The organism is Paenibacillus pedocola (assembly GCF_031599675.1).
GTDB classification, from domain to species: Bacteria; Bacillota; Bacilli; order Paenibacillales; family Paenibacillaceae; genus Paenibacillus_AQ; species Paenibacillus_AQ pedocola.
The window spans coordinates 4,095,174-4,120,342 of record NZ_CP134223.1; the positions used below are offsets into that span (position 1 = coordinate 4,095,174).

Genomic DNA, 25,169 nt, shown 5'->3' on the forward strand with positions numbered 1-25,169 from the left:
TTCTTCTCCTGTAATGTAAGCCGGACACCGGCTATTGTAGATAGTTTACCTGCTGCCGGATTCTTTGTATTGCAAAAAAACGACATTCACTGCCGTGCATAGGCCAATGCTTCCAGCGGAGTCCGGCCTGCATATCTCTTGAAGCTGTTGTTTAAATGGGACTGGTGGCTGTAACCATACGCATATACCAGATCCTGAACATTCCGGATGTGTGGTGATGGACGGCATAAATTCAGCCATACATTCTGAAACCGGACGAGATCAGCTGTTTTTTTGGGCGAGATCCCGATATACTCCCGGAACAGCCGTTCAAGCTGGCGGCTGCTCAGACCTGTACTGCTCTCCAGTCCGCTTGCCGCCACGACTCCTTTATGGTGGAGAATGGTATGTATGGCATTCATCAGCCCGTTATTGCTGGTTCGCGCCTGGTCCAGCCGGTGCAGCAGATAGTACTCAGCTGCAGCAATGCGTTCCCCCAGCGTCCGGGTTTCGGGCAGCCTGTCGCCTAATTCCCTGCGGAACGACCGGAAGTATTGCTCCACTTCACCGCTAAAGTTCAGCACATCCCTCAGATGATCATCCGCAAACAGATGCACCGCCCAGAAATGAAAACGGATGGCAAAGCGTACCTTCGGTTCCGGCATCCCCGATGCTTCAACTTCAAACGGCGTATCATTAATCCCGCAAAAAAAACCTCCGGCAGCGCCTGAAGCTGCATCCCACTCCCAAATGATGTCCATGCAGGTATCAGGTATGATCATTTCCCGCGTTGTCAGCGAACTGGGCGGCTGGTCCAGCTGAGCAGCAGGCCCCACAGTCTGACCGTCCAGCTCCCCCGTAGTGCCCCAGAAACAGCGGATATACGGCTGCAGCGCCTTGCATGGAGTGAACTCTCCGGCTCCATCCGGTCTTGCCGTTATCGGATAATATAGCTTAGCAAGGTTATACATCACGATTCCGCCTCCGCTTTCCCCCGTTATACAGCTACTCCTGATCATACACAATCCATGACGCCAGCGCCAGATTACGGGCGTTCTAAGAAATCTTCCCGGTATATTTGGAAATATTATGTACCAGACTTAGTAAGGACAGACTGACAATAGTCGCAGCTTTGCAACCTTTTTGTTTGTAGCCTCCGGGTTAAATGTTGTACAATAAAGGCTAAATGAATTTTTTGAAGGATGGATAAAAGATGTATATAGCAGGCGATTGGAAAGACTACGAAGTTATGGATACCGGAGGCGGAGAAAAGCTGGAACGCTGGGGCGATATTATCCTGCGCCGTCCGGACCCGCAGATTATCTGGCCCCTGGCAAATGAGACAGCCAAGTGGCGCGATGTGCACGGACACTATCACCGCAGCTCCGCCGGCGGCGGACAATGGGAAATGAAAAAAACGATTCCGGACGACTGGAAGATCAGCTACGGTAAGCTGAAGTTCCACCTGCGTCCGACCAACTTCAAGCATACGGGCTTATTCCCCGAACAAGCGGCTAACTGGAGCTGGATGATGGACAAGATCGCCGGAGCGAACCGTCCGATCTCTGTACTCAACCTGTTCGCTTATACCGGCGGAGCAACTGTGGCAGCAGCCAGTGCGGGAGCTTCTGTCGTGCATGTGGATGCAGCCAAAGGCATGGTGCAATGGGCCAAGGAAAATATCCAGCTGTCCGGTCTTAGCGAACGTCCGGTCCGCTTCATTACGGACGATGTATTCAAATTTGTGCAGCGCGAACAGCGCCGGGGCAGCAAATATGACGCAATCATCATGGACCCGCCTTCTTACGGCCGCGGCCCGGGAGGCGAAATGTGGAAGCTGGAATCCAGCCTCTATCCGTTCCTCGAAAGCTGTATGGAAATCATGAGTGACAGACCGCTCTTCATGCTGATCAATTCCTATACAACAGGCATTTCGCCGACCGTTCTGCGGAATATGCTCTCCATGACCATGGGCAAACGCTACGGCGGCAAGCTGACTTCCGGTGAAATCGGCCTGCCGATCACTTCCTCCGGCATGAACCTGCCTTGCGGAATTTTGGGCCGCTGGGAGGCGTAAGCCATGAATATTCAGCATGGCAGCGCTGGTGAAGAGCCGTACAGCGGACAATCCCGCTTCGAGGTATTGTTTGAAGACAATCACCTGTTAGGCATTGTAAAGCCCGTTAATATTCCCGTGCAGGAAGATGCAACCGGGGATCCCGATCTGCTGACCCTGCTCAAAGAAGATGTGAAGGAACGTTATAATAAGCCCGGCAATGTATATATGGGCCTCGTTCACCGGCTGGACCGTCCTGTAGGCGGCGCGATGATCTTCGCCAAAACCTCCAAGGCGGCTTCCCGGCTCTCCGAGAGTGTCCGTACCCACGCCTTCCGTAAGGTCTATCTGACCGTTGTCCACGGCAAGCCTTCCGCTTCCCAAGGACGCCTGGTCAATACGCTGCTGAAGGACGCCAAGAGCAACACCGTCACCATTGTCCGCAAAGGTACACCCGGCGGCAAGGAAGCGATTCTTGACTATACGGTTCTTGGCAGTGCTGAGGGCTTCAGCCTGCTGAAGATCGATCTGCTGACCGGACGCTCACATCAGATCCGGGTGCAGCTGAGCGGCATCGGCTGCCCGCTGTTCGGCGACCAGAAATACGGCTCCGCCGTGAACAGACCGGGCCAGCAAATCGCCCTCTGGTCATCACTCGTCGGCTTTCCGCATCCGGTAACCAAAGACGATATCGAACTGATTTCATTACCGCCCCAGACCCATCCCTGGAGTCTGTGGCCCCAGCAATTGCAAAAGCAGGCCATCCGCTGACGGATGACCTGCTTTTTTTATAGGAATTCATTCTGTTCAAGATTTCAGATCATTGTAATTACGGCGTAGAACCTTCGGGTGCCGGAGCAACCGCCATCTTGCCCATTAGATAAAGCAGCAGCTGCTGGTTATGAGACGAAATCGGGTCAAGCGCTTCGGCAAAAAAATCACTGCGGATCTTGAGGCCCCGTTCAGTCTCCCTCTTCCCGACCTCCGTAATACTAACCCATACGATCCGCCGGTCACCGGCATCACGTTCACGGACAATCAGTCCGTTTTTCTCCATCCGGTCTAGGAGCATAGTTACCGCTGCCGGGCTAGTTGCCAGATGCGGAGCCAGATCAGAAGGTTTCATTGAGTCACGTTCCTGAAGCAGTTCCAGTACGGTGAGCTGGGCATCCGTCAGTGTAGGGGCAAGCTTGCTGTCCATATGTAGTTTATAGTCTTTCAATATTTTATGCCAGATTTTACTGAATTCAGAGGAGTGCACACGTATTCCTTCCTTTCCCTGCGGATCTCTATCCGGTATACCTACATTTTCGAGAAAAAAATTCCATTTCCTGCAAAAGAAAAAAATAAAAATGTGTTACAGTCCTCCGTTACCAGGGAGTAGTTAGTTCTGAGTCATTTAAAACGGCGCGGCAGCCAGCTCTTAGAGAGCGGCCGCACACGCCGTTTGGGGTTTATATCTATGTGTGTTGATCCGGATTATTTAATCGCCGGGTAAAGCGTAAGGATCTCATCCTTCTTCTCCACAGGAACTAGCTGTTTGCCTGTAGAACGCCGCTCACTCAGCGGTGCAGCTTCTGAAGAGAGGGTGTGTACAAGTCCATCGCGGGTTATTGCGATAAGTTCCAGCGGTTCCTTGCAGTGGAATGCGCCTGCGATCCGGCTGCCGTTCGGCCGGACACGCTTGCCTTCCTTGAACTCGAAGGTCGGCATGCCCTTGCCTCCGCGGCTCTGTGAAGGATAATCCACCAACAGGGTACGCTTGGCGTAACCGATATCCGTGACGGCGAGAATCTCTCCCTCATCTTCACTGACCCAGAAGCAGGATACTACTTCATCGCCCTCGCGCAGCTGAATGCCTCTTACCCCGCTGGCCACACGGCCCATCGGATTCACTTCATTTTCTTTGAAACGGATGCTCATCCCTTCACGGGTTACAAGTACAATGTCCTTGTCTCCGCTGCTCAGCGCCACTGTAATGATCTCGTCACCTTCAGCGACCTTGCAGGCCGCAACGGCTCCGGAACGGCTGGTAGAGTACTCCTTGAGCTCCGTACGCTTCACCTGGCCCTTGCGGGTGACGAATACAAGACTGGCATTCGGATCTTCCAAATTCGGGGCCGGCAGTACACTGACGATGCTGTCGCCTTTAGCCAGACCAATGACGTTAACGACCGCAGTCCCCGGCTCTTTCCACTTGAATTCCGGTATCTGGTGAACCGGCAGCAGGAAGTACTGGCCCTTGCGGGTAAAGATAAGCAGGCTGTCCCGGGTATTCAGATCGAGCAGCTTGACGATATGATCGCCTTCCTTAACGCCCGAAGCATGCCGTTCGCCGCCTGATCGTGTAAAGGACAGCATGCTGGTGCGTTTGATATAACCGTCAGCTGACAGCGCCACCAGGACATCCTCTGCGTTAACCAGCACTTCGAGGCTGACTTTCAGCTCTTCGACCTCGCCTTGAATCAACGAGCGGCGGTCGATGCCGTATTTGTCGCGGATCTCAAGTAATTCCTTGCGGATAACGGCCACCAGCTTCTTGTCACTGTCGAGAATGCCGCGCAGCGTGGCAATCCGGGCCATCATTTCGTCCAATTCCTTCTGGAGCGAGTGAATCTCCAGGTTCGTCAGACGATACAGCTGCAAGGTAAGGATGGAATCAGCCTGACGTTCACTGAAGCCAAACATCCAGACCAGGTTATTCTGGGCATCCTGGCGGTTCTTGGAAGCCTTAATCGCTGCAATAACTTCATCCAGAATGTTGAGCGCCTTGACCAGCCCTTCGAGGACATGAGCACGGTCTTCTGCACGCTCCAGGTCAAACTGGGTGCGGCGGGTAACAACTTCGCGCTGGTGGGCGATATAAGCCTCCAGGATCGCTTTGAGCCCGAGCTGCTGCGGCGCCTTGTTGACGATCGCCACCATGTTGAAGTTATAAGTAACCTGCAGATCGGTTTTCTTGAGCAGGTAAGCCAGAACACCTTGAGCATCCGCTTCCTTCTTCAGTTCTACCACAATACGCAGGCCATCCCGGCCGCTCTCGTCCCGCACTTCTGCGATACCGTCGATCTTCTTCTCCAAACGGATATTCTCCATCGAGGTAACAAGACGCGATTTCACGATCTGGAACGGCACCTCGGTAATGACAATCTGCTGCTTGCCGCCGCGCAGATTCTCGATCTCGGTCTTGGAGCGCAGGTAGATCCGGCCTTTGCCGGTGCGGTAGGCATCAATGATTCCGTCACCGCCCATAATTGTCCCGCCAGTGGGGAAATCAGGGCCTTTGATAAAGGTCATGATGTCTTCCAGTTCGATGTCCGGCTTCTGCATCACGGCGATGCAGGCGTCGATAACCTCACGCAGATTATGCGGCGGAATCTCCGTAGCGAAGCCGGCAGAAATTCCGCTCGTGCCGTTAACCAGAAGATTCGGATACCGTGAAGGTACAACTACCGGCTCCTTCGCGGTGTTGTCAAAGTTGTCTTTGAACAGCACAGTCCGCTTCTCAATGTCACGCATCATCTCCAGGGCGATCGGTGACAGGCGGGCTTCTGTATACCGCATCGCTGCCGCCGGGTCATCGTCCATGGATCCCCAGTTGCCATGCCCGTCTACAAGCACATGCCCCATCTTCCAGGGCTGCGCCATACGGACCATACCGTCATAGATGGAGGAGTCCCCATGGGGATGATAATTCCCCATTACGTCCCCTACGGTTTTGGCCGATTTGCGGTACGGCTTGTCCGGGGTATTGCCGGAGTCGTACATGGCGTACAGAATCCGGCGCTGCACGGGCTTCAGCCCGTCCCGCACATCGGGGATTGCCCGGTCCTGAATGATATATTTAGAATACCGGCCAAAGCGGTCACCGACGACCTCTTCCAGAAAAGCCGGCGAAAATTGTTCTGATAAACTGCTCACTTGGCTCACCTTCTGTTCCTCAATCTATCTGATTCAAAAGCGTGTGGTGATCTGACCGTCACTCCGGAGAATGTTTGGGCTTCCGGCCGCTGTTGTCTGCAGATTTCTTGAATGTATACCGCTTTTCGCGGTGGAAATCCGCAGACAAAGGCGGTCGCTAACGCTCCTACAGTTCCAAAATTCCCCTCTGTTCCTCTAATCACCAAGCTCTTTAGAAACGGAAGTAATCGTCACTTCCGATAAAATCTGCATGCCGTATAGAATCAGCGGCATGCATTTGGCCCGCTGGGCTGTAAGCCGCCATAAGTTCAGCCAAGAGATCTAAATCCCTGCCCTGCCCTACTCCACAAATTCCGTAAAATCGACGTTCTCGACAATCCAGCGCTTGCGCGGGTCGACTTTGTCACCCATCAGGGTAGAGACACGGCGCTCCGCTTTGGCGGCATCCTCAATCTGCACTTGGAGCAGCGTGCGGGTATCGGTATTCATCGTCGTTTCCCACAGCTGATCCGGGTTCATTTCCCCGAGTCCTTTATAACGCTGCAGCTCAAAGTTTTTGCCGAATTCCTTCAGGTAATTCTGCAGCTCCTCGTCGCTCCAGGCGTAACGCACCGTTTCGAGCTTGCCTGATTTGCGCGTCAGCTTATACAGCGGAGGCTGGGCGATAAAGACCTTCCCGGCATCGATCAGCGGCTTCATGTAGCGGTAGAAGAAGGTCAGCAGCAGCACTTGAATATGCGCTCCGTCCGTATCGGCATCGGTCATAATAATAATCTTGGAATAATTGCTGTCTTCCACGGCAAAATCCGGGCCGATCCCTGCACCAATTGCTGAAATAATGGCTTTGTATTCATCGTTCTTTAGGATATCAAGCAGCTTAGCCTTTTCCGGATTCATCGGCTTGCCCTTTAGCGGCAGAATAGCCTGAATCTTGGAGTCGCGGCCCTGCTTGGCCGATCCTCCGGCGGAATCCCCTTCGACGATAAACAGTTCGGTACGCGTAACGTCCTTAGACTGTGCCGGGGACAGCTTGCCGCCGAGATTAGAGCTTTCACTGCGCTTCTTGCCGCTGCGGATTTCATCGCGGGCCTTACGGGCCGCTTCCCGCGCCTTGGAAGCCTGAATGGACTTCTTCAGCAGACTCTGCGCCACCTGGGGATTCTCCTCCAGGAACCGGGCCATATTCTCGGACACGATATAATCGACGGCGCTGCGGGCAGAGGCGCTGCCGAGCTGATCCTTCGTCTGGCCGACAAATTCCACCTCGGACATCTTCACGCTGATTACGGCCATCATGCCTTCGCGCAGGTCATTGCCTTCAAGGTTCTTGTCCTTTTCCTTCAGCAGCTGTGTCCGGCGTGCGTAGTCATTCAGCACACGAGTATACGCCGTCTTGAAACCTGTCTCATGTGTCCCACCGCTGCGGGTAGGAATAGAGTTCACGAAGGAGGCCAGCGTTTCTGTGTATCCGGCGTTATACTGCAAGGCCACTTCAACCTCGATGTCATCCTTCTCCGAACTGAAATGGATCACATCATGCAGGGTATCCTTGCCTTCATTCAGGAACTGCACGAATTGGCTGGCTCCGCCTTCATAGAAATATTCATCCTGACGGCCGCTGCGCTCATCGCTAATGTTAATACGCAGTCCCGAGTTCAGGAAGGCAATTTCCTGTACCCGCTCTGCCAGGGTGTCATAGTTCAGGGCAATGCCATTTGCAAAGACGCGAATATCCGGCTTGAAGGTAATCTTCGAACCGGTCTTATTCGTATTCCCGAGAATCTCAAGGCCGGTTACTGGCTCGCCGACATGCTCCTTGCCGGCTTTATCCACCCAGTATTCGAAGCGCTGGCGGTGGATTTTGCCGTCACGGTAAATTTCGACTTCCAGCCACTCGGACAGTGCATTGGTCACGGAAGCACCTACGCCGTGCAGACCGCCCGATTTTTTGTAGCCGGAGCCGCCGAATTTGCCGCCCGCATGCAGGATTGTAAAGACTACCTGAGGGGTTGGCACTCCTGTCTTATGCATTCCGGTCGGGATGCCCCGCCCGTTATCGATTACTGTAACTGAACCATCCTTACGCAAGGTAATATCAATTTTGGAACAAAATTTGGCCAAATGCTCATCAACGGCGTTATCCACGATTTCCCATACTAGATGGTGCAGTCCCGAGGAACTCGTACTTCCGATATACATGCCGGGCCGTTTGCGGACCGCAACCAGACCTTCGAGCACCTGAATGTCGTCAGCATCGTATCCAGTCCGGCCTGATTCGCCGTTCTTAGAGACTTTTGCAAACATATCGATCTGTTCGAGCATTCATGCTCCTCCTTCTTTGTCTCACTTACTCTGAAATGCAAACAAACGTTTTCGTTCACTTTGTACATTCTAATTCAAAATATCCCGTTTCGTAAAGACGGCGAATGAAATGATTATGGCTGCGATCCCCCAAACGCCCAAAACAGCCATGGAAAATGACAGCGTCATTCCCTCAATTGGCGCCGGCGTGCCGGCCAAATATCCCGTCAGCCCCAGATTAACCATGAACAAATATTTCGCTGTCGTCCAGGCCGCGGCCATATTGGTGAGTATGGTTCCGGCAATCAGCGCCGCCATCATTACGACAATACTCGCCGCCGTGCTGCGCACCAGAACCGACACCATAAAGGCCAAGACAGCAACAACTACACTGACGAACCAGATCAGTCCGCCCTGCATCAATAGATATTTCCACTGCGGCACTGAGTGAACGGTCGTCATGTCCACCGTATCTCCACTAAGCTGGAATCCGGTAAAAACAGGGATACTAAAGCCCTTATATCCGAAGGCGAGCCCTGATATCAGGTAGCTGATCACAAACACCGAAAGCACAATCAGGGAAACAAACATGAGCAGCGCCACCAGCTTGCTAAACAGGACCTTCCAGCGTTTGACAGGCCGGGTAAGCAGCATTTTGATTGTGCCCGTGGTCCGTTCCCCGGATACAAGATCTGAGGCGACAGCCATAATCAGCAGCGGAATGAATAAAGAGACGGAATTATCCAGGAATTCACGGGTAAACGTCACTCCGCTCGGCTCATTCGGATTCACATCATGATCCAGATAAAACTGCAGCTGCTGGACAAAAATCCGCCGGTACGACTTCCACTCCTCTGGAATACGGTCACTGCCGAGCGAGTTCTGATTATCGGTGATCTGCTGCTGAACCTCCAGCCTCCAGTCCGAATTAAACTTGTCCCGGCTGCGTTCAGCTATCCGCATTTGCGCATATGTAAACATTGGCACGAGTACAAGCAGAATCAGCAGTATAACATAGAACCGTTTCTTTTTTATAATTTTCGTACACTCATTACGGATGAGCGGAAGCAGATTAGTCAATAGATTCACCTTCCGTTAGCTTCAAGAATAGCTGTTCCAGTGTGGGGTTAATTTTATGCACGGCTCTAACTTCCACCTGAGCTGTAACCATGACAGCCACAATCTCCGGTATCAAGTCATCCTCCATAGCTGTGATCAAAGAGCCCTCGCCCATACCGGCAATAATGGAGTCGTCCAGCGTAACCTCGTCCAGCCGGAGCAGCCGGATATCCGAGCGTTCTTCCAGAATGCCTCTCGCAGTCTCAAGCGGCTCCAAATCCCAGAGCACATAAGGGGAGTTACGGGCAACAAGTTCATTTACTCCGCCGACAGCCAGGACCCGCCCTTTGCTGATGATTGCGACGCGGTCGCACAGCAGCTGAATCTCACTGAGCAAATGGCTGGACACGAATACGGCAAGGCCGCCTTCAGCCAGCTCCCGGATAAATTCGCGCAGCTCCTTGATGCCTTTGGGATCCAGCCCGTTTGTTGGTTCATCCAGAATGAGCAGCCGCGGGCGTCCCAGCAGCGCCTGGGCAATGCCGAGCCGCTGCCGCATGCCCAGCGAATAGGTGCTTACCTTATCATGGATGCGCTGATCCAGCCGGACAATCTCCACCACCTCGGCAATCCGGTCCGTACCTACTCCAGGCTGCATCCGGGCAAAGTGCTGCAGATTTTCCCACCCGGTTAAATAGGTGTACACTTCCGGGTTCTCTACGATACAGCCAACGTATTGGAGTGCCTTTTCGGGATCACGGTTGACATTGTAGCCGCAGACGGTGATGGTTCCCTCAGTAGGGCGGATCAGATCCACGAGCATCCGGATGGTGGTCGTTTTTCCGGCGCCGTTCGGACCCAGGAAACCAAAGATTTCCCCCTGCTTCACGTCAAAGGTAACATCGTCGATGATCCATTTACGGCCTATTTTTTTGCGGACCCCGTCTACGGACAATACAACGTTTCCGGTGCCTCCGCCTGTCTCTTTTGTCATATCCAACAACTCCTTGCCTGCGTTCAATTCTGCATTGAAAACCTCTAATCCTCTTATCGAACAGCTTGTATAATCCGTTCACTGATCCGCTGATAGCCGTCGCCGTTCGGGTGAAAATGATCGCCCGAGAGATACTTGTCCAAATGGCGGTTGAATAAATCAAAGGTTGGAACAAGGGTCATATTACTGTGCGTATTGATAATATCCATCGCGGCATTATTCCAGGCTGTTACCGCCTGATTCCCGGGCACAAGCAGGTCCTTAATATCTCCGAAGGGATTGTACAGCCCCACATAAAAAATTTGCGCCTGCGGATTAATCTCAGAAATCGTCTGCAGAATCTCACCCAGCCGCTTCGCGGCATCCGGCAAGGCAGCCAGCAGCGATTCCGGCGTTAACTCATCTTCACTCGGCTTAGGTGTGGAAGTAACCAGAGCGCGGTTCTTCCCGTCAATGGTTCCTGTAGCTTGGATTGAGCCTGCAGCATCCTGCTTCTCAGCGGCTGCCGATGGAGACGGGCCTGGTGTTGCCGCTCCCTGGCCTTCAGTCGCATCTCCCAGAATATCCGAGCCGCGGAACAGATCATTGCCGCCAATGGAAACCAGAATAATATTGGCCTGCCGCAGGGCGTAACGGACGCCCTCTTCCTTAAGCTTGGTTTGCAGTCCGGCCGTTGTCAGTCCGTTAATCCCCATATTGCCAAGCAGCTCGGCAGATCCTCCGTCAGCCGACAAACCGTCCAGCGTGCGCTTAACAAAGCCGCTTCCGTCGTTGTCACCCGTTCCCTTGGCAAGTGAATCACCCAGCGCGAGAATCCTCATCGAATCTCCGGCTGCCGCAGCAGGAACTGCTGTCTCTTGAGGTAAAGCGGTTGACAGAGCTTCTCCCTGCGGGTTAAGAATATCGCCTACTGCAGAAACAAATCCCACAATCAATATTATTGTTGCTGCTATGGAAATCAGGCTCACACTTCGCCAGGTCCATTTGGAATCCTTCAAAGCTATCCCTCCGTACGTTCTATTCTCCATTGTTCCACATTTTACAAACTTCTTAACTATGTAATTAAACATAATTCTTCTATAAGCATTTTGCAAATACACGTGACGCCTTCCTGCATGCGCGGATTCCTCCCGCAGGCGAGCTTGCGGCGTTACGAATAAATGCTAATATGCAAAGAATAGGAGCAGCCTATACACGCACGAAAAAGTGCCCTCCTCTAACGCAGAATTATTGAAAAAGATTAGAGTGAGGAGTACCCTAAAGAAGAAGGAAAACAGAGCACAGTTGCTCTATATTTACCGGGAATTACAATCCGCTATAGCGCGTTTCACTTTCTTTTAATATATAGCCTGTATGCTGGAGGAAACTACGATTCAGGAGGGGTGAGGAGATGCCTAATATTTGGATGCATCTGGAGTACGGTAAGCAGCTTGCGGAGGAATTCAAGAATGAGTTTCCTTTTCTGGAGGATGTGGAGACCTGTCCTGAGCTGTACCAGCTAGGCTGCCAAGGACCGGATTTTCTGCTGTATCACAGCTTTCTGCCCTGGAAAAAAGAGAACCGTGCGCTTCGGCTCGGCGATCTTATGCATACAGAGAACTGCGGCCCTGTGCTGATTGAATTCTGGAAACGGGCCATATCCCTGCCCTCTGCCGACCTGAAGAATGTGCAGCAATATTTCCTGGGCTTCCTCACCCACCATCTGCTGGACCGTAATCTTCATCCTTATATCAATTGGAAAGCAGGCTACAAGCACCGTGACCATCAGCGTTTCGAGATCGTTCTTGATACGGTGTTCATGAAGCGGCTGAAAGGGATTGATACCTGGCGGCATTCGGTCTGGAAAAAAATCAATGTCGGCTCCCATCTGCCTCTCCCAATTCACACCATTCTTCACGAAACTGCAGCTGTATGGTATCCTGACACGAAAAAACTGCCTGCTGAAATGTGGCATGAGGCCTATCTCGACATGCTCTTGGCGCATAAATGCCTGTACGATCCGAGGGGCTGGAAGAAATCGCTCCTATGGGGCAAAGCCCGCCGTCTTTTCTCACAGCAGCTGTCCCCTGCCGAGGAGAAGCTCGATTACTTGAATGAAAAACATGGCCAATGGCGTCATTCGGCGCTCTACTCGGAGGTGCGGACCGAAAGCGTCTGGGAGCTGTGGGAGGAAGCGCTGGCAGAAGGACGGACGGTACTGCGGGCGCTCGGCTCGTGGCTAAACAGTTCAGTACCGGCCGATGCCTCCCGGGCACTGGAGAAGTTCAAAGAGGTGCTGGGCGACCGCTCGTATGACACAGGTAAGGATTGCAGCAGCAAGCTGAAAAATCTGTACGCCGAACCGATCTGGGAGGCAGGAATTATCTCCTGAGCCACTCTTCTGAATTCATTAGAAGCCGCCGTATTAACAACCCGCCCAACCAAAAAGGGACTGTTCCAGCCAGCCATCTCATGGCCAACTGAACAGTCCCTTTTGGTATCTCAACTTAGTTAGTATTGCTTATTTGCCGATGAATTCCTGTACCCAGTAGTTATTGTCATAACCCACACCAATGTAGTTGAAGTTCGCGCTTAAAATGTTGGCACGGTGACCTTCACTGTTCATCCAGGCAGTCATTACCTCCTGAGGTGATTTCTGGCCCATGGCAATGTTCTCGCCTGCTGCCCGGTACGTAATACCGAAAGTCGCCATCATATCAAAAGGTGAACCGTACGTAGGTGAAGTATGGGAGAAATAATTATTAGTACGCATATCTGTTGCCTTAGCAGCTGCCACCTTATTCAGGCTGTCCAGCGCACTTACCGGAGACAATCCGGCCGCGGCACGTTCTTTGTTCACAAGGTCCACAATCTGCTTCACATACGTAGCTTGAGTGCTTACTGCTGCAGCCGGAGCTGCTGTTGCCGCTGGTTTCGCTGTCGGTGCGGGTGTTGCTACTGGTTTCGCCGTTGCTGTCGGTGCGGGTGTTGCTACTGGTTTCGCCGTTGCTGTCGGTACTGGTGTCGCTGGTTTCGCCGTTGCTGTCGGTGCTGGTGTAGCTACAGGTGCTGGTGTTGCCACTGGTTTTGCTGTTGCTGCAGGTGTCGTGGTCTTCTGAGGTATAACTACCGGTTTGAATTTAAATACCGTTACTGTCGTACCGTTAAAAGAAAATGCCTTATTGCTATATTGAGTGAAATTTTGCATGAATTGGGCAAAGCTCGTTGTTGTTCCTTCAACTGCGTTGCTGGTTGCAGCATCCGCTTGTAATGGTAGAGAAATGCTCAGCGCCATAACAGCTGCTACGCTACCACCTATCATTGCTCTTACAGTCTTGCTCTTCATTCTGCCATCTCCTTGTTCTGGTTGTTGGATTTGCTGTGATGCCAAGAGTGTTGGCGGCAAATATTACAAAGTTGTAATCTGTTCCTCAGTCATTGTAGCATAAATCCTTTTAATTGTGCGCCTCTAAGTTTTTCCATCACTAGACTCTAGGAAGTCTTGTCCAGCTAAGAGAGAACACCTATACATCTGCACATGGTTAAGAAGACTGTCCGCCCTATTCAGGAACGGCAGTCTTCTTGTCATTCAAGCTTCTTATTGTATTTATCGGCTCAGCAGCCTATTTCACTTAATGAAAAGACTGCCAGAAGTCTCCTTCAGTGGAGATCAGGCCCATAATCTCAGCATATGGAATTCGGAAGGTTGGGAATCCCGCGGCGTAGGGTGCGATTTCATAAGGTGCAAAATACAGATACAGCGCAGCTTCATCCACATAAAAAGGCTGATCCGCCGTAATTCCTTTGTACGTATCCGGGAAAACGTAGGAATACTGCGGGTCAGTAGCGATCTGCTTGCCGACAATCTCGCTGAGCTTCTCCACATATTTGCTGCCCGGCTTGAATAAGTCGCTGAGCGTATAAAACCTGCCGCTGCGCAGATTGATATGCACATAATTCCGTGTAGGCATGCCGTGTGCAGCGCCAAACGGGAAGTTATAACCGCTGAGCTCAAGCACGAGCAGATTTTTGCGGAAAAATTCTACGGCAAAATCACCCGTGTAGCTGAAATCCTGCGCCGGCCCTCCGCTTCCCACCCCCTCGGCAAGGGAAAGGCTGCGCAGCTTGTCATTAACGGCTCTGGATACTTCTGTGCTGGCAATCCCCTCTATTACCGGATAATAAACCAGATAGTCCCGGTTTGGTTTATATTTCTTCTCCAGCACGGAGTAAGGCGGTCTGAGCGGGATAACCCCATTTTGACGCCACACCTGCTTGCCCTTGCGGTCGTAATAGGCTGTCCGCTGATCAATATCTGCGCGGATCAGGCTGCCGTTGAAGGAGAGTGTGCCTGCTCCGGCAATGACGGGTGGCTGCGATGCTTTTTTGCCGCTTTTGTCGATAAAATAGGTGTCTTTAGCATCATAAACAGAGGCCAGCCCGTGCTGATAATTGTTCACCCCGAGCAGGGGATGATTGCTGAGAATTCTGCCGGTTCCGGCATCGGCAATGACATAGCGGGACCCGCGGTACGGCTGGTCTGCATAGACCGGAGTTCCCAGAGCGACCCGGTTTTCACCGAGCTGCAGCACTTCATAATAGGTGGCCGGAACAATCTGCTTGCCCTGCTTATCGATTAAACCATAGGCATTGCCGTAATCCTCCGCTGTGTTAATGACCGCTCTCCCCTCGGAAAAGGGCAACGCAGCTGTAAATTGCGGTTTGATCGCGACACTGCCGTCCAGATTGAGATACCCGTATTTACCGTTCTCCGTCTCCTGATAAGCCAGCAGTCCATCCCCCGGATAGCCGACAAAAGGATGTTTGTACGTATGCAGTACATTACCCTCAGGATCTATTAGCGCATATTCTCCTTCGCTGACTTTGACGAGTGCTGTACCGTTCATGAAATCGCCCGCATCCAGATACACCGGGGGCAGCACTTCCTTGCCCTGCGCATTCAGGTACCCGTACCTTGAATTCCCTGTTGTGCTCTGTTTAGAGAAAAGCGCCCTGCCTTCATGCAGCGAATTCAGATAGTCATACCGCGCAGAAGTTACCTCTTTACCTTTTTCATCAATGAAGGTGTAGCCCTTTGCATCCGAAACGACCGCCAGGCCTTCCGCAAACGGAGCGATAAACGAATAGACCGGTTTTACCCTCTCGCGTCCGCTGCTGTCAATCAGACCGCTGCTGTCCCTGCGCTGAACGATGGCCAGACCGTTATCCTGAAAATCCTCGGCATAATCATACCTCGGTTCAATCACCGTCCGCCCTTCGTTGTTGATGTATCCCCACAGCGTCCCTTCCTTTAGCTTAAAAGGCGCCGGATGGAGCACTTCTGCCCGCAGTCCGCTTCCTTCCCATTCCGTCAGGAGGTATAGTGGCTCCAGCGGTTTTATGGAGTAGTCTATACGGTATAATCCCTCCTCTGCGGGGATCGTGACGAACAGATCATCATCTGCACGGATGAAATCCTCTTCCTGCTGGGCAACCGCTTCGTTCCACCCGATCCCGTCCCACTTCCACACTTCCGCCTGCAGCGGGCCGCTATCCATTCCTTTTGCCAGCTCATTCAGCTTAATCCTCAGCATTCCAGTCGCTCCCTTACAAAGGCTTTTGCCTATAGAATATGAGATGGAGGGTGAAAGGGTGTTTATGTGCCTAAGGTGGTCAAAGGTGGTCAAAGAACGAGATGAGGGTATGACCGGGCCTGCGCGGATATTTGGACTTCCGGCCGCTGTTGTCTTCGGATTTCTTCAATTTGTACCGCTGGCAGCGGGTGAAATCCGAAGACAGTATTGCTTCCGAAGCGAGCTTTCCTGCGGAAAGCTTTCAGGCGGACGCTAACGCTCCTACAGTTCCAAAATCCGCTCCGTCACTTCCCCTTATCTTTGATGAACGGCTTAAGTGCAGCACAAAAACACCCTTGTGAAGGGTGTGGCCGGGTGGGTCAAGGGCTGCTGCGCTTTGCTCTTTCTAAATAGCTGATTCCTTTTTTGACAGTGGTACAAGAGGTGAAAATTAAATAATGTCGAACTACATTACTAAATACTCGATGTTGGGGCTGGAAAAATGAATAATGATAGAAACTGGACCGTTTTATTTATTGGCGGAGCATCAGGAATAGGTAAATCAAGTATTGCTTATGAAATTGCTCGATTTTATGGTGTGAATGTATTGGAAGTAGATGATGTTCACCTATCAGTAAAAACAGTTACAACAAAGAAACATTTTCCGGCAATTCATTATTGGGCTTCTGGAGTAGACTGGAAGGACATTGGAGTTGACGGCAATGTAAATTGGTTGATTGATGTAAGCAATGAAATATCCCCTGTCTTAAAAGAACTCGCAAACAGGCATATTGAGGATAAATTGCCTATTATTATTGAAGGAGATTTTATCCATCCCAAATTTACATTATCTTTCGATAACCCAGAGGTAAAATCAATATTTGTACATGAATCAGACAAAAGCCAAATATTGCAGAATTATTTATCAAGAGAAGGTGGCGAATTACAACATTTCAGAGCTGAAGTAAGTATTTCATATGGAGATTGGATAGCAGATACCTGTAAACAGAAGGGGATAGAATTAATTGAATCAAGACCTTGGAATACTGCCTTAAGCAGAGTTATAAAGTGTTTATTGTAATGTAAACCTTTGGTCTAAATTGACAACTGACTCAATGAAAAAGGGAACAGCTACCGTGATAGTCTGATCCCTGGTTATATTTTTTCCCATTACTTAATGATTTTGTTTAAAGCTAATTTCTGCAAATTTTAAGCTGCATTCCGTTTGTACGCGCGCACTGCAAATAGATAAGCGACAATCATTATCCCTAAGCACCAGGCCAAAGCAACCCATATATCATTGCCCACCGGCTGACCGGAGAGCAGCGCACGTATCGCCTCCACGATTGAGGTCACCGGCTGGTTATCAGCAAACACGCGTACGGCCTTCGGCATCGAGTCGGTCGGTACAAAGGCTGAGCTGATGAACGGCAGGAAGATCAGCGGATAGGAAAAGGCGCTTGCTCCCTCCACCGTTTTTGCAGACAGTCCGGCAATGGCCGCGATCCAAGTCAAAGCCAGTGTAAACAGCACTAGTATACCTGCTACGGCAAGCCAGGACAGTACCCCGGCCGAGGAGCGAAAGCCCATAAGGAGCGCTACGAGAATGATGACGGCAACAGAAATGACGTTGGACACCACTGAGGTCAGTACATGCCCCCACAGCACCGTGGAACGCGCAATCGGCATGGAGTGGAACCGCTCCATAATGCCCCGTTGCTTATCCAAAAACAGACGGTATGCCACGTAAGCCACCCCGCTGGCAATAGCCATAAGCAGTATGCCCGGCAACAGATAGTTCACATAATTATCCGTGCCGGATTGGATGGCGCCGCCAAACACATAGACGAACAGCAGCATCATAGCAATCGGAGTGACGCAGACCGTGAAGATGGTGTCCATACTCCGGAAAATATGGCGCATAGAACGTCCGAGCATCACTCTCAAGTCGCTGATAAAATATTTTTTTGCAGCTTCCATTAGATGGCCTCCTTGTTACCAATGATCGCGAGGAATATTTCCTCGAGTGTCGGCTGTTTTTCAACATACTCTACCTTTGCGGCCGGAAACAGCTTTTTCAGCTCCGCGAGCGTGCCGCCAGCGATAATCCTGCCCTCATGCAGAATGGCAATTCGGTCGGCAAGCTGCTCAGCTTCCTCTAAATACTGAGTGGTCAGGAATACCGTCGTGCCGCTGCCAGACAGCTCCTTTACAATCTTCCAAACCTCGATACGTGCCTCGGGGTCAAGCCCGGTGGTTGGCTCATCAAGAAATATGACCTGCGGTTTTCCCACAAGGCTCAATGCGATATCGAGCCTGCGGCGCATACCGCCCGAGTAAGTAGATGGTTTACGGTCGGCTGCCTCGGTTAAGCCAAAACGTTTCAGCAAATCGTCAGCAACTTGACGCGGTTGATCCAGATGCCGCAGCTTGGCAATCATGATCAGATTTTCCCGCCCGGTCAAAATCTCATCCACCGCCGCAAATTGCCCGGTTAGACTAATTGATTGCCGGACGAGATCTGGCTTTGAGGCAATATCGAATCCATTAACGGTGAGAGTTCCGCTGTCCGGTTTAAGCAGCGTGCTGAGGATTCGGACAATCGTTGTCTTACCCGCGCCGTTGGAGCCAAGCAGGGCGAAAATCTCACCCCGTTTCACATCAAAATCTACACCCTTTAAGACTTCTGTGTTCTTGAAGGATTTTCGCAGACCTTTCACTTGGATTGCTTTTTCCATCCGATATTCCCCCTTTACTTTGTTTTATCCGTAGCCTTTTTGATGGCCTTGTTCACTTCTTGGTTAACAGATTCCTGATAGATATCAGCGTAAGTCTTGGAGTCTTTGATCAGATCGTCGCAGAAAGCCGCTACGTCACTTCCGGTTACTTCAAGCACGCCTCTTCCCAAGGCCGCGCCCTCTTCAAACAGATCAATAATTCCCGATAGCAAACCCGTTCCCTCCGTTAGTTCAACAGGACCGACTTTAAACAGATATTTTTGAATCTCTTTATAGACAATCTGATAATCCTGCGGGAGCGCTTTGACACGCGCCACGTGCGCCCGCCACTCTTTTTTGCCTTCAATGATGTCCCGTATTCTCATTTTTACCGTCCTCCTATTTACCTAATTTTTTGGTGATATTATGGTTGAGTTGCTCGCGCCACTTGTCACGATAGGATTTTGCCCCTTCTTCGCCGGCGAGCGCGGAGCAGAATCCTTTGATATCCTCACCCAAAACCTCCTCTACACCCTGACCGTCTGCCGCCGTTTCTTCCAGCAGGCCAAGCACACCGTCAAGAATGGGCATGAGGTTGCGGCCGGTGAAATCTGAGTGCGTCCAAAGATTGGCTTTAACTTCTTCCCATGCCGCTTGATAATCTGCCGGCAGTTTTTTGGCTCGTGATTCAAAAGCTTTAAATTCTTTAGTCATGTCGCTGCCGGTGATTTTTTCCCAAAAGTTCATGATCTCTTCTCCTTTAACTCGCTAATTTTTGATGATACGAACTCCCACTTTTCCCAGAATCTTTGCAGCTCGGCAAGTCCTGCGTCATTGATTGCAAAAAACTTTCGCGGCGGTCCGATGTCGGACGGCTTTTTGGTGATCTCCACCAGTTTGTTTTTTTCAAGCCGGATCAGAATGGTGTATACAGTTCCTTCTACAACATCTGTGAAGCCGAGAGCGTTCAGCTGCCGCGTGATTTCGTAACCATAGGTTTCTTTGCGGCTGATTATTTCAAGTACACTTCCCTCGAGCACGCCTTTGAGCATTTCTGTTATGTTTTCCAATACAATCACCCTTCGCTATTCTGTATGACTGGTATGAAGTATTACTTACTACTACTACAAAGTAACACGTAGTAGCTGGTTAGTCAATAGCATTTGCCTATACACGGATTATTTTTTTCTTACGGTTCAGGCCGCCGGATCCGCGAAGGCAGCTGTTCGTACTCCCCATGGTCGGTTCAATGGGCCATTCAGCAGCTCCACTCCGCTTTTCGCCAGCTCATTAATCTCAGCGTCTACATCCTCTACCCGGATTGTAAACTGAAACCGTGATCCGGCCTCCGGGTCATGCAAACAGATTATTGATATTTTGAACAGGACATACTGTTGTCATTTTTAGCGTGTTATGATAAATAAAAAACATGATTACTGGAGGAAAAGTTTATGAAGGGTATGAATGTTAATGTCGGTGTAGGTCTTTTGGTTCAAGATATCGGAAAGATGGTTTCGTTTTATAGAAACATCATGGAATTTGAGACCGACTGGGACGGTGGATTATTTGCTGAGTTTAAAACAAACAGTGGTCCTTTATCATTATTTATGTATGATCGAAAAGCTTTTGCAGAAGCTGTAGGCGAGTCCTATTACCCGCCGAAGGGAATTAACCTGACAATGGAAATTGGCCTTTGGCTTCCAAAATTTTCTGATGTTGACAGAGAATACGAGCGATTAATGACACTTGGAGTAAACTCATTTACAGGTGAACCTGTAACGTATCCATTTGGTATACGAAATTTTTATGTTGCGGATCCTGAAGGTAATTTGCTTGAGATTGGAAGTAGAGGGCATGAGGAATAAATTTAAGGTGTAGGCAAAATTGGCTTAATATACTGCGTGGTTATAAGCATAATTCTCAGTAAAATTCTTACACAATATTTTTTTATTGAACGTTGAAAATCTAGGAGCTCCGTAGTTCCCCATTTTCCCAATAGTAGTTGCAGCTGCTGCAGTTGCGTATTACGTACCAAACAGAAATACTCTGATCAATGGTCCATTCTTCGGTTTTCTCTCTACATAAACATTTTGTTTTAATCATAAAACTCCTGATCGCCTCCGTGAAGTTGATGATACCACTTATGGAAACACTATGCCGTAGTATAGAAATGTAGTTCAATTGGGAATTTCGTTAATGTTACATTCTCGCAGGAAGCCAGTTCCAAAAAAAACAGAGCAGTGGTCCTCCAAATTAAAGGAGAACTACCGCTCTGCTTGGTATTCCTACTTGGCTTATAGTTATTTCCAGGTCTCTATGGCAAATCCGGTTCAGATCGACGTATGCTTCGCTTCCTCGATCCGACTCAGGTAGGAATCGTGATCCGGAAGGTTGTACCCTTGCCTTTCTCGCTCTCCACCTCTATATTCCCTTTTACCTTATCGATAGCGCTGTAAGCCATAAGCATACCCAGGCCTGTTCCTTCTTCCTTGGTCGAATAATACGGCTTGCCGAGGCGCGAGATTTCTTCCTTAGTCATACCAATTCCCGTGTCGCGGATCGTGATCACGATGTCCTGCTTCTTTTCCGAGAAATGAATCGTGAGGATCCCTCCGCCTTTATCTTTCATGGCCTCAATCCCGTTTTTGTAAAGATTAATCAGGCCTTGCTGAATTTGATTCTTGTCGTAGCTTTTATTCAGCGTATTGCTGAAACTGAAATGGACCTCTACTTTGTGGGTAGTTGCGAAGGGCTTGATGATGTTCATGGTATACTCTGCTTCTGCTTTCATATTAGAGAAGACCATGTTGTCGGACTGCGGCTTGGCAAAAGAAAGATAATCACTGATGATCTTCTCCGCACGGTTCAGTTCCAGCAATGAAAACTCCACATACCTTTTTTCCTCGGGCGTGATGGTCTTGGATTTGTTTAACAGCTGCAGAAAGCCGCTGGTCACCGTGAGCGGATTCCTCATTTCATGTGACACACTTGCCGCCAGCTCACTAACGACGTTCAGACGCTCTGATTGCAGTACCCGGTCCCGGTTCTTAATATTGGTGATGATCTGCTCTATTAGAATCATAATAATACTCATCACAACCGCATGTGTCGTTAAGGCATACACGGTAAGGGTCCAGAATTGATCATCCAGTGTACCTTTCATCATCCCAAGGACGATCAGATAAACCCCCATCGTTATCATGGCCAGGATAGTTGCCCACGAGATCCGGCGCCTCGCGCTTAGCTTGATGAACCATTTGCTCAAGAACGGCACCAGCAGCAGCACAGCCGTTGAGAACAGGAAGGATGGAATAGTCCCGGGCCCACCAACATAGAAGCGGGTCATATTTAATAGTACATACAACAGAAGTACATTCTTATATCCGCCAAAGAGAGCCACAAGAATGAACGGAATATACCGGAGATCGTAAATGTACCCCATTTCCAGCTTGATGGGCTTGGCCATGCATAGAACCATGGTAACGGCGGACATGAGTACAAGGAGTTTTTGATTATAGCGGTTTGCTCTATTTTCGAAGAAAATCACAACAATTAAGACCGGAAATAATAGAAACAGAAAATTCAAAAGTAATGTTTCAAACAAAAGTTAACTTCCTCTCAGCTTGTGCTACTATGGATGTTCCTAATTCTAAGGAAGCATAAACAATTCCATACTACAACCAAACGTTATACTATCCTGCTATGTTATATGATTATATAAAATTTCCTGCAATTACACATCACTTTTTACAAGTTCGATACGTATTTGAGTATAAAAAAAGCTCCATTTCCACCGGATCGTGAAAATGGAGATCATTTTGTACTACCCCAATTTGTTATTTAATACTTAACTCTGCAAGCAGATCATTCAGCCGGTCGAAATTCTGTTCATTGGCCTCAAGCAAAAACGTCCTGGCTTGCTCCACTACATCCGGTTTCTTAAACACTTGACGAAAAATCAGGGTTGTCTTGCCGTCTGATTGTTCAAAAGTGGCTGTAGCCTCAAACTCGGGAGCGTTCAGATGACGGATGACGATGCGCTCATGCGGTACGATCTCCACAAACTCACTGTGATTGGGATAGTCCTTGCCATCCGGTCCATGCATGACAAACCGCCACTGGCCTCCCGGCCTTAAGTCGAATTCGTGAAACGTATTGGTGAAACCCTTCGGCCCCCACCAGCGCGCGAGCTGCTCCGGGGTTGTCCAAGCTGCAAAGACCCGCTCAAGCGGATAATCGAACTGCCGTGAGTTTACTACCTCATTGTTCCCTGCGATTCCAGTCATATCGTTGCCCCCTCAGAGTATTTTTCCTAAATTATCAAGAATGAATTTGAAGCTATTCAGACTGCGAATCGCCGTTATTTTCCCATTCTACTATAACGCCGTTGTCCTCTAGATGCTGAATAACCTGCTCCGCCTGCTCACCCAGCGGGTTATTCGACAACGAGACTTCCTGCAGATTTGGTATCGTTTCGAGCACTTCAATATCACGGATGAGGTTATCTTCCAGAAAGAGATACTCCAAGGTCGGATGATTCTTTAACGGCGTCAGATCTTAAATTTTATTGCCGCCCAGAAAAAGCCATTCTAGCTTCAAATTCTGAACGGGATTTAGATCTTCCACCTGATTCTTGCTGGCCAGAAGAGAAGTCAGCTTATTCAGATTTTTTAGCGGAACCAGACTTTTAATCTGGTTACCTTCCAATGTCAGAGTCGTTAGCGAGTTTAACCCTGCAACCGGTGAAAGATCGGTAAGCTGATTTCCTTCTAACGCCAGAAACGTTAGCTTTTTCAGCTTGCTCAAGGGTCTAATCGACTTTATTTTTTGATTCGGCAGAAACAGGCTCTGCAGGTTCACAGCATATTCGAGACCTTGTACACTGGTAATTTTAGAACTGGACTCCTGGGGATATAGAGATTTCAGCTTCTGCAGATCAGCTGCCTTCAGCTCCTTTTTCGCCGGCAGCTTCAATTCCGTCCGGATGGCTTTCGCCAATACCGGGTCCGTAATCACGGAAGCGGCCCAAACCGCCGTGGCAGGTAGTAATAAAACAACTAACGAAAACGAGATAAAACGTTTACTTAGCCTGGTAGACATAAGATTCTCCTTTTAGATGAATAGATTCATAGGTAAGATATAGTCCGGTTCATATCCGTGATCAAATAGGGATTGTCCTGCTTCATATTCGCCACTAAACGTTCAGCCTGACTGCTGTCGTCCTTCAACACTTCCAATTCACGCTGAGTGATCCCAACGAGCTGGATAAAATCCACCCTTCCATGGATCGTATCTATCCCGCCAGCTTCTGTATCCTTTACTGCCAGTAGCGCAGTTATCGCGGATTGGGCGCCGATATGAATGGATTGTCCATTCCCGGCAATAAATTGATAAGGCTCAAATATTCTTTGCTGAGTGTAGGTGTACCTTGCCAGATTGGACAGCATATTAATTGCCCATATACAGTCCTCGGCCTTCTCCTCGGTTAATTTGAGGGTCATTTCATATCCCCAGCCGCTCCATTCTCCGCCAAATGCTTCTTCATTAACGTAGAGCTCGGTCATGCCATAGGTCAGTACATGTTTATAACCATTCGGAGACTGATAAATGCTATAACCATCCAAATACTCATCCCCGCCAAAAATAGCACGCTTGTGAATCTCAGTCCCATAATGCGATGGGGTTTGACCCGGATATAGCTTATCAAATACTTGATCAATCGCATCCCAGCCAGGTGCCCAATCATCCTCTTCCGCCGCCCGCGCTTTATATTCGTCCAGTGTCATCTGCCTTTCTCCTCCTTGTGTACATCCCATAATTAAAAAAGGCCATCGAGAGATGACCTCTTCATTATCAAATGATGCAGCAGTCCAGAACAAATTCACATTATGTCCATCCTCTTAGCCCTGGTAATCTCTTTTGGATTCCAGCTCGGCAAGAATATCTTTGTCTTCTGCGTTATCCCTGGTCACTTTCTGAACGCCAATAGCGCTATACGAAATTAACAGAATAACAGCTATGTAATATCCCTTCACGTTTAATTGAAACGGAGCATTGTAAAGACCAATAAAGAACATCGCATACCCGATAACTAACCCGGCGATAGCCATACCAGTGAAAGCTGATGTATTCCTCATCCTGTGTTTGGGGTTTTCCAGACGGATTTCTCTATCTTCCGTATTGTCCCGCACAACCTTCTGCATCACGATGCAGCTAATCGTAATTAAGACCATACAGAGCAGATAATACCCCTTCACATTCAGTTCCCATGTGTCGTTGTATACCCCCAGACAGAATAAGAACAGACCTGCAGCCAGAGCAAAATATGATGCCAATGTGAATGCAGTGGTATTACGCTTGCGATAATGTTGATTCAAAAATGTTCCTCCCCCAGTGCAAAGTTGAATGGCATTCTTCCTTCTCCACTATACCGTGAAATCCCGGTAAAATTCTACCATAAAGTACTTTTTCATGACAAATAATGGCGAGCTTGCAGTATGAGTGGATTTTGGATTAACTAGCCCGTCTTAGAACACTATAACGTTGTCACCTGTCCAGCCATTTTCCAGACCATATACTATGAAATCTCT

26 protein-coding genes and 2 pseudogenes are annotated in these 25,169 nt (G+C 49.6%); 6 read left to right on the forward strand and 22 right to left on the reverse strand.

Annotated elements, in window-relative coordinates; genetic code table 11:
- Positions 1-86: 86 nt before the first annotated feature.
- Positions 87-950 (reverse strand): helix-turn-helix domain-containing protein, encoded by an 864-nt coding sequence (locus tag QU597_RS18125; RefSeq protein ID WP_310833352.1) that lies wholly within the window; start codon positions 948-950, stop codon positions 87-89.
- A 242-nt stretch (positions 951-1,192) separates the two neighbouring features.
- Here QU597_RS18125 and QU597_RS18130 point away from each other — a divergent pair, with 242 nt between their 5' ends.
- Positions 1,193-2,056, forward strand: coding sequence for a class I SAM-dependent methyltransferase (locus tag QU597_RS18130; protein ID WP_310829252.1), 864 nt, complete (start codon positions 1,193-1,195; stop codon positions 2,054-2,056).
- Between the two features lie 3 nt (positions 2,057-2,059).
- The gene (locus tag QU597_RS18135) at positions 2,060-2,806 is read left to right on the forward strand and encodes an RluA family pseudouridine synthase (protein ID WP_310829253.1); all 747 of its coding nucleotides are present in this window, start codon (positions 2,060-2,062) and stop codon (positions 2,804-2,806) included.
- 58 nt (positions 2,807-2,864) lie between these two features.
- On the opposite strand, the gene QU597_RS18140 is transcribed toward QU597_RS18135, so the two are convergent.
- The 6 genes from QU597_RS18140 to QU597_RS18165 all read right to left on the reverse strand — a co-directional run bounded on the left by QU597_RS18140 (position 2,865) and on the right by QU597_RS18165 (position 11,308).
- Positions 2,865-3,296: a MarR family winged helix-turn-helix transcriptional regulator gene (locus tag QU597_RS18140; RefSeq protein ID WP_206100763.1), complete on the reverse strand. Its 432-nt coding sequence runs from the start codon at positions 3,294-3,296 to the stop codon at positions 2,865-2,867.
- Between the two features lie 218 nt (positions 3,297-3,514).
- Positions 3,515-5,956 carry a DNA gyrase subunit A gene (gene gyrA, locus QU597_RS18145; protein ID WP_206100764.1) on the reverse strand — a complete coding sequence of 814 codons (2,442 nt, stop codon included), beginning with the start codon at positions 5,954-5,956 and terminating at the stop codon, positions 3,515-3,517.
- A 339-nt stretch (positions 5,957-6,295) separates the two neighbouring features.
- The gene (gene parE, locus QU597_RS18150) at positions 6,296-8,278 is read right to left on the reverse strand and encodes a DNA topoisomerase IV subunit B (RefSeq protein ID WP_206100765.1); all 1,983 of its coding nucleotides are present in this window, start codon (positions 8,276-8,278) and stop codon (positions 6,296-6,298) included.
- A 69-nt stretch (positions 8,279-8,347) separates the two neighbouring features.
- Positions 8,348-9,337 carry an ABC transporter permease gene (locus QU597_RS18155; protein WP_054941281.1) on the reverse strand — a complete coding sequence of 330 codons (990 nt, stop codon included), beginning with the start codon at positions 9,335-9,337 and terminating at the stop codon, positions 8,348-8,350.
- Complete coding sequence (locus QU597_RS18160) at positions 9,330-10,310, reverse strand: ABC transporter ATP-binding protein (RefSeq protein ID WP_236331490.1); 981 nt, start codon at positions 10,308-10,310, stop codon at positions 9,330-9,332. The genes QU597_RS18155 and QU597_RS18160 overlap by 8 nt, the downstream gene beginning before the upstream one ends.
- Positions 10,311-10,363: 53 nt before the next feature.
- Positions 10,364-11,308, reverse strand: coding sequence for a GDSL-type esterase/lipase family protein (locus QU597_RS18165; protein WP_310829254.1), 945 nt, complete (start codon positions 11,306-11,308; stop codon positions 10,364-10,366).
- A gap of 392 nt (positions 11,309-11,700) precedes the next feature.
- Here QU597_RS18165 and QU597_RS18170 point away from each other — a divergent pair, with 392 nt between their 5' ends.
- Entirely contained in the window at positions 11,701-12,681 is a 981-nt protein-coding gene (locus tag QU597_RS18170; RefSeq protein ID WP_310829255.1) for a zinc dependent phospholipase C family protein, read from the forward strand.
- A gap of 129 nt (positions 12,682-12,810) precedes the next feature.
- Here the strand turns inward: QU597_RS18170 and QU597_RS18175 are convergent, their stop codons facing one another.
- Both QU597_RS18175 and QU597_RS18180 read right to left on the reverse strand, forming a co-directional pair.
- Positions 12,811-13,635 (reverse strand): CAP domain-containing protein, encoded by an 825-nt coding sequence (locus tag QU597_RS18175; protein ID WP_310829256.1) that lies wholly within the window; start codon positions 13,633-13,635, stop codon positions 12,811-12,813.
- 286 nt (positions 13,636-13,921) lie between these two features.
- Complete coding sequence (locus tag QU597_RS18180) at positions 13,922-15,883, reverse strand: WG repeat-containing protein (protein ID WP_310829257.1); 1,962 nt, start codon at positions 15,881-15,883, stop codon at positions 13,922-13,924.
- 85 nt (positions 15,884-15,968) lie between these two features.
- On the opposite strand from QU597_RS18180, the gene QU597_RS18185 reads away from it, so the two are divergent.
- Positions 15,969-16,139 carry a hypothetical protein gene (locus QU597_RS18185; RefSeq protein ID WP_310829258.1) on the forward strand — a complete coding sequence of 57 codons (171 nt, stop codon included), beginning with the start codon at positions 15,969-15,971 and terminating at the stop codon, positions 16,137-16,139.
- 225 nt (positions 16,140-16,364) lie between these two features.
- Entirely contained in the window at positions 16,365-16,943 is a 579-nt protein-coding gene (locus QU597_RS18190; protein ID WP_310829259.1) for a hypothetical protein, read from the forward strand.
- Between the two features lie 128 nt (positions 16,944-17,071).
- On the opposite strand, the gene QU597_RS18195 is transcribed toward QU597_RS18190, so the two are convergent.
- The 6 genes and pseudogenes from QU597_RS18195 to QU597_RS18220 all read right to left on the reverse strand — a co-directional run.
- Positions 17,072-17,842 carry an ABC transporter permease gene (locus QU597_RS18195; protein ID WP_310829260.1) on the reverse strand — a complete coding sequence of 257 codons (771 nt, stop codon included), beginning with the start codon at positions 17,840-17,842 and terminating at the stop codon, positions 17,072-17,074.
- Positions 17,842-18,600: an ABC transporter ATP-binding protein gene (locus tag QU597_RS18200; RefSeq protein ID WP_310829261.1), complete on the reverse strand. Its 759-nt coding sequence runs from the start codon at positions 18,598-18,600 to the stop codon at positions 17,842-17,844. The genes QU597_RS18195 and QU597_RS18200 overlap by 1 nt, the downstream gene beginning before the upstream one ends.
- Positions 18,601-18,614: 14 nt before the next feature.
- Positions 18,615-18,965 (reverse strand): DUF1048 domain-containing protein, encoded by a 351-nt coding sequence (locus QU597_RS18205; RefSeq protein ID WP_310829262.1) that lies wholly within the window; start codon positions 18,963-18,965, stop codon positions 18,615-18,617.
- A 13-nt stretch (positions 18,966-18,978) separates the two neighbouring features.
- Positions 18,979-19,326, reverse strand: coding sequence for a DUF1048 domain-containing protein (locus QU597_RS18210; RefSeq protein WP_310829264.1), 348 nt, complete (start codon positions 19,324-19,326; stop codon positions 18,979-18,981).
- On the reverse strand, positions 19,323-19,631 hold the full coding sequence (locus QU597_RS18215) for a PadR family transcriptional regulator (RefSeq protein ID WP_310833353.1): 309 nt from the start codon (positions 19,629-19,631) through the stop codon (positions 19,323-19,325). Before QU597_RS18215 ends, QU597_RS18210 begins: the two co-directional genes overlap by 4 nt.
- 144 nt (positions 19,632-19,775) lie before the next feature.
- A pseudogene (locus QU597_RS18220) lies at positions 19,776-19,928 on the reverse strand (VOC family protein); the annotation flags it as partial.
- Between the two features lie 102 nt (positions 19,929-20,030).
- Between QU597_RS18220 and QU597_RS18225 the strand changes: the two are divergent.
- Entirely contained in the window at positions 20,031-20,444 is a 414-nt protein-coding gene (locus QU597_RS18225; protein WP_310829265.1) for a VOC family protein, read from the forward strand.
- 500 nt (positions 20,445-20,944) lie between these two features.
- Here the strand turns inward: QU597_RS18225 and QU597_RS18230 are convergent, their stop codons facing one another.
- The 7 genes and pseudogenes from QU597_RS18230 to QU597_RS18260 form a co-directional block, all read right to left on the reverse strand.
- Positions 20,945-22,183 carry an ATP-binding protein gene (locus tag QU597_RS18230; RefSeq protein ID WP_310829266.1) on the reverse strand — a complete coding sequence of 413 codons (1,239 nt, stop codon included), beginning with the start codon at positions 22,181-22,183 and terminating at the stop codon, positions 20,945-20,947.
- A 232-nt stretch (positions 22,184-22,415) separates the two neighbouring features.
- Positions 22,416-22,865: an SRPBCC family protein gene (locus QU597_RS18235; RefSeq protein WP_310829267.1), complete on the reverse strand. Its 450-nt coding sequence runs from the start codon at positions 22,863-22,865 to the stop codon at positions 22,416-22,418.
- Positions 22,866-22,917: 52 nt separating this feature from the next.
- Positions 22,918-23,106, reverse strand: a complete 189-nt coding sequence (locus QU597_RS18240; protein WP_310829268.1) for a leucine-rich repeat domain-containing protein — start codon at positions 23,104-23,106, stop codon at positions 22,918-22,920.
- Positions 23,107-23,136: 30 nt separating this feature from the next.
- Entirely contained in the window at positions 23,137-23,679 is a 543-nt protein-coding gene (locus tag QU597_RS18245; RefSeq protein WP_310829269.1) for a leucine-rich repeat domain-containing protein, read from the reverse strand.
- Positions 23,680-23,705: 26 nt separating this feature from the next.
- Positions 23,706-24,365, reverse strand: a complete 660-nt coding sequence (locus tag QU597_RS18250) for a suppressor of fused domain protein (RefSeq protein ID WP_310829270.1) — start codon at positions 24,363-24,365, stop codon at positions 23,706-23,708.
- 114 nt (positions 24,366-24,479) lie between these two features.
- The gene (locus QU597_RS18255; RefSeq protein WP_370656274.1) at positions 24,480-24,782 is read right to left on the reverse strand and encodes a YiaA/YiaB family inner membrane protein; all 303 of its coding nucleotides are present in this window, start codon (positions 24,780-24,782) and stop codon (positions 24,480-24,482) included.
- Positions 24,774-24,956, reverse strand: a pseudogene (locus tag QU597_RS18260) (YiaA/YiaB family inner membrane protein); the annotation flags it as partial. The gene QU597_RS18255 and the pseudogene QU597_RS18260, both read right to left, overlap by 9 nt.
- Positions 24,957-25,169 lie beyond the last annotated feature (213 nt).